The sequence below is a fragment of the Intrasporangium calvum genome (genome assembly GCF_028446585.1).
GTDB classification, from domain to species: domain Bacteria; phylum Actinomycetota; class Actinomycetes; order Actinomycetales; family Dermatophilaceae; genus Intrasporangium; species Intrasporangium calvum_A.
In genome coordinates, this window is record NZ_JAPFQL010000136.1 from 1 (window position 1) to 4,541 (window position 4,541).

General features: G+C 72.4%; 6 protein-coding genes. 3 read left to right on the forward strand and 3 right to left on the reverse strand.

The genetic code is table 11. The annotated features are described in order from the left end of the window. Nucleotides 1-93: 93 nt before the first annotated feature. Nucleotides 94-255, reverse strand: a complete 162-nt coding sequence (locus OO014_RS18880; protein ID WP_013493366.1) for a DUF5679 domain-containing protein — start codon at nt 253-255, stop codon at nt 94-96. Between the two features lie 212 nt (nt 256-467). On the opposite strand from OO014_RS18880, the gene OO014_RS18885 reads away from it, so the two are divergent. Further along, the gene (locus OO014_RS18885) at nt 468-1,019 is read left to right on the forward strand and encodes a M48 family metallopeptidase (RefSeq protein ID WP_272463873.1); all 552 of its coding nucleotides are present in this window, start codon (nt 468-470) and stop codon (nt 1,017-1,019) included. A 2-nt stretch (nt 1,020-1,021) separates the two neighbouring features. On the opposite strand, the gene OO014_RS18890 is transcribed toward OO014_RS18885, so the two are convergent. After that, nucleotides 1,022-1,603 carry an NUDIX hydrolase gene (locus OO014_RS18890; RefSeq protein WP_272463874.1) on the reverse strand — a complete coding sequence of 194 codons (582 nt, stop codon included), beginning with the start codon at nt 1,601-1,603 and terminating at the stop codon, nt 1,022-1,024. Between the two features lie 26 nt (nt 1,604-1,629). Further along, nucleotides 1,630-3,231, reverse strand: a complete 1,602-nt coding sequence (locus OO014_RS18895) for a zinc-dependent metalloprotease (protein ID WP_272463875.1) — start codon at nt 3,229-3,231, stop codon at nt 1,630-1,632. Nucleotides 3,232-3,376: 145 nt separating this feature from the next. On the opposite strand from OO014_RS18895, the gene OO014_RS18900 reads away from it, so the two are divergent. Both OO014_RS18900 and OO014_RS18905 read left to right on the forward strand, forming a co-directional pair. Continuing rightward, on the forward strand, nt 3,377-3,838 hold the full coding sequence (locus OO014_RS18900) for a molybdenum cofactor biosynthesis protein MoaE (RefSeq protein ID WP_272463876.1): 462 nt from the start codon (nt 3,377-3,379) through the stop codon (nt 3,836-3,838). After that, the coding region (locus OO014_RS18905) for a PDZ domain-containing protein (protein WP_272463877.1) at nt 3,835-4,541 on the forward strand (707 nt) is incomplete at its 3' end. The genes OO014_RS18900 and OO014_RS18905, both read left to right, overlap by 4 nt.

Here is a 4,541-nt window from a genome sequence, read left to right on the forward strand (position 1 = left end):
GGGGGAGGGAGAGGTCCGGACAGGGGCGAGGGGCGGGACCATGTCGGTCCCGCCCCTCGCTGGCGCGTCAGTGCGGACGCGCTGCTGACCTGGTCAGGCCTTGCCCAGGATGCGGTTGAGGTTGGTGCCGCAGACGGGGCACTGGCCCTTCGCCATGCGCCGGCCGTTCTCGGACACGACGACCTTGCCCTCGGCCTCGCGCTTCTCCTTGCACTTCACGCAGTAGAACTCGCCCTTGTAGGTCTCGTCAGCCATTGGTGTCTCCTTGGTACTGGCACCCCTCTGACGGGCGCCTTGGCTCCGTCAACCCTAGAGCACGCTGAGCACGAGATCACGCTCATCCCCGCATGGCGCGCCCCGTCGGCCCCGCTCGGCGGGCCGCCGCACCCCTCGGGGGACGTCCTCCGGGGCGGCGCGTCCGCGCCGGCGTGCGTGCTGCGGCGCGCGTTCCGGCCTACCCTGCCCCCATGGCAACGTCCGTGCGGCAGGTGCGCCAGACCGTGGTCGACGGCGTGACCGTCGAGGTGCGGCGCAGCACCCGGCGCCGTCGGACCGTGTCTGCCTACCGGCAGGAAGGCCGGCTCGTGGTGCTCGTGCCCGACCGGCTGACGAGGGCCGAGGAGGGTGAGTGGGTCCGGACGATGCTCGCCCGGGTCACGGCGTCCGAGCAGCGTCAGCGGCGGTCGGACACCGAGCTGCTGGCCCGTGCCGGTCACCTCTCGCGGACCTACCTCGCGGGGCGGGCCCAGCCGTCCAGCGTCCGCTGGGTGGCCAACCAGGAGTCGCGCTGGGGGTCCTGCACGCCCGCTGAGGGGTCGATCCGGATCTCCGACAAGGTGCGTGGGATGCCCGCCTGGGTGCTCGACTACGTGCTGCTGCACGAGCTGGCACACCTCATCGAGCCGGGGCACGGGCCGGACTTCTGGGGCCTGCTCAGCGGGTTCCCGCGCCTCGAGCGTGCGCGGGGCTACCTCCAAGGGGTTGCCGCCTCGGCCGGGCTGACCCTGAGCGACGAGTGACGTCAGCGACCGACGGCTCGCCGAGCCGCGCCCACGAGCGGTGACAGCTCCTCGCGGGTGCCGTCAGGGAGCCCGTCCACCGGCCACCAGCGCACGTCGACGGACTCGCTGCTGACGGCGGGAACGGCACCAGGCGGCGCCACCGCGACGTAGCGCACGTCGAGGTGCTCCGAACAGCGACCGAAGGCGCTGCCCAGGCTGTGGCGGTCGAGCATCACGATCTCGGGCAGGACCGTCAGCCCCTCGACCCCAGACTCCTCACGCGCCTCACGGGCGGCCCCACCGCGGAGCGTCTCGTCGCCGGGCTCGAAGTGCCCGCCGAACTGGAACCATCGCCGAGCCTTCTGGTGCAGCGTGAGGAGGACGCGCTCGCCGGCTTCGTCGAGGACGATCACGCTCCCGGTCAGGTGGGCGGGCGGGCCCCCTCGCGACATGGCGTCGACGTGCCTCCGGAGGTGGTCGAGGTAGTCGCGACGCAGCCGCTCCTGCCCGGCGTCCGGCGCCTGCCACTGCTGGAGGGTGGCCATCGCGTCCGTCCGGAGGAGCCCGTATGCCGCTGGGCTCGCTCCCGGGTCAGCCTCCATCGGTCGCGGCGGAGCTCCCGAAGCGCTCACGCGCCCGACCCGGGTCGCTCGTCGCCGCCGAGCTCGTCGGTGGTGGTCTCGTCGGTGGTGCCAGAACCTCCGGCTGCCGCCTCGTCGAGGATGTCGCGGAGCACGCTGTCGAGGTCGGCGCTGAGATCGGCCGAGCCCAGCGTGTCATCCGTGACGGCCTCGCCCGCCGCAGCGGTCGGGGCCCGGCCGGCTGCCCGCTCGACGAAACCGATGATGTCGTCAAGGTCCGCGGACGTCGGCGCGAGGTCGGGGTGCGACCAGCGGCCGTCGCGCAGCTCCTGGCCGCCGGAGTTCTCGAGCGCCGCCCAGAGGTTCGCTGCATCGCGCAGCCGGCGGGGTCGCAGCTCGAGCCCGACGAGGCCGGCGAACGTCTTCTGGGCGGCCCCGCCGACCCGGCGGCGCCGCACCGTCTCGGCGAGCGCGGCGGCCTGTGGCAGGTGCGCCCCGGTGGCGCGGTCGGTGACGTGGTCGACCCACCCCTCGGCGAGCGCGAGGAGGGTCTCGAGCCGGGTCAGGGCCTGCCGCTGGGCCGCCGTCGGCTGGGGTCTGAAGAGGTTGCCCTGCAGCGCACTGCGGATCGCCTCGGGGTTCGTCGGGTCGATCGTCGAGAGGGCGGACTCGATCGCATCGGTGTCGATGGTGATGTTGCGGGCATAGTCGGCGACGGCCGACATCAGCTGGGGGCCGAGCCACGGGACCGCGGTGAAGAGCCGGACCCTGGCCGCCTCCCGCACCGCCAGGTAGAGCCGCACCTGGGGCAGGTCGATCTCCACCGAGGTCGCCAGCTCGGCGACGTTGCCCGGGAGGAGGGCGATCAGGCCCGTCTCGGTCAGCGGCAGCCCGACCTCGGTCGCGCCGACCACCTCGGTTGCGAGGGTGCCGACGGCCTGGCCGAGCTGCGCCGCGAACATCTGACGGCTCAGGTTGGAGAGCATCGGCGCCCACTGCTCGAGCATCGCGGCAGGGTCGAAGCCAGACCCGAGCATGCCCTGGAGCTCGGGGGGGAGCGCGTCGCCGAAGGCCTCGGGACCCAGCTCCCCGAGCTGCTTGCGCATCGCCGCCGAGGTGGCGTGGGTGACGCCGTCGGCCACCGGCTCGACCAGGTCGAACCACCGGGGCATCGTCGTGTCGACCCACTCCGCCCGACTCAGCCCGGTGGCACGCCAACCGGACATGCCGAGTGCGGTCACCTCGTCGAGCCAGAGGACCGCGACGGCCACGGCATCCTGCACCTCCCGGGTTGCCCTCGCATCGTGGAGGTCGTTGCCCTCGGACGCCATCACGTGCTTGCGGGCGACCTCGGTGGCGAGGTCGCGCGCACCGGTGGGGGACTGCTGGGCCGACATGAAGGTGCCGAGCTGGGCCCGCATCGCCGCCTTGGTGGCCGGATCGGTGGGGTCCACTCCCATGCTCCGCATCGCGGCAGCGAGCTCAGGGTTCTCGGCCGCCTGACCGAGCACCTGCTCGAGCATGGAGCTGAGGTCTCCGAGGCCCGGTCCCTGCTGCGCCCCGCCGAGGGGGTCGTCCCCGGGGTGCTCGCCCTCCCGGCGGCTCAGGTCGTCGGGCTCGTCGGGCACGTCAGGGCGACGGTCGGACATGGTGCTCCTCGGATTGCTGGCCACTGCGGCGGTGCGCCGCTCCTCACCAAGACAACCACGAAACGGCGACGATCGTTCCCCTCGCCTGACCCCCCGGAACGTCCCCGCGGTCGTCGGCCGCGATCACCCAGCCTGGCCGCATACGATGTCCGGCGTGACGGTCACCCTTGCCGAGATCCGAGAGACGCCGCTGTCCGTCGACGAGGTGCTCTCGAGCGTCGCCGACCCTCGTGCGGGCGGCACGTGCCTCTTCGTCGGCACCGTGCGCAACCACGACGTGAAGCACTCCGAGAAGTCGCTCGAAGGGGGCGACCCTGCCGATGTGACGCACCTCGACTACAGCGCGCACCCCCAGGCCGCGGAGGTGGCCAGGGCGCTGGCCGAGCGCTTGGCCGCCGAAGGGCGCGTCGTGCGGATCGGTGTCGTGCACCGCGTCGGCCGGCTCGACATCGGCGACCTGGCGGTCGTCGTGGCGGTGAGTGCCGAGCACCGGGGCGAGGCGTTCGACGTGTGCCGTCGCCTCATCGACGAGCTCAAGGCCACCGTGCCTATCTGGAAGCACCAACGCTTCACCGACGGTTCGGACGAGTGGGTCGGCCTTCCGTGAGGACGATCCGTCGGGTGCCCGCGGAGGAGATCGGCGCCCCGACACCATCCCTCTCACCATCCCGTCAGCCGGCCCCGCTCAGCCGCGGCAACATCGTCTTCCTGGCCAGCTTCTTCCTCGGGCTGGCACTGCTCGTCGTGGGCAACCTCGTCCACGTGCCGGTGGCCATCATGAGCCCGGGCCCGACGATGAACACCCTCGGCAACGTGCCGGGGGAGTCGGAGGACTCGACGCTCATCGCCGTCGACGGACTACCCACGTACGACGCCGAGGGTGAGCTGAGCTTCACCACGGTGTCCGTCCTCGGCGGACCGGGCTTCCCGGTGGACGCCTTCGACGTGGTGGGGGCGTGGATCGACCCGTCGCAGGACGTCCTGCCCGTCGATGAGGTCTTCGACCCGGCCGCGAGCGAGGAGCGGATCGCCGAGGAGAACGCCGTCCAGATGGCCGGCTCACAGGAGGAGGCCACGGCCGTTGCCCTCCGAGCCCTGGGCAAGACGGTGACGACGCACGTCAAGATCGCCGAGATCGTCGACGACTCCCGCGCCAAGGACGTCCTGAGGATCGGTGACCGGGTCGTCCGGGTCGGCGACACCCGCATCACGACGGCGGAGAGCGTCCGCACCGCCCTTCAGTCGGTGTCCCCCGGAGAGACCGTCGAGATCGAGGTGACCCGCGGCGGTGAGCGACTCGTCGTCGATGC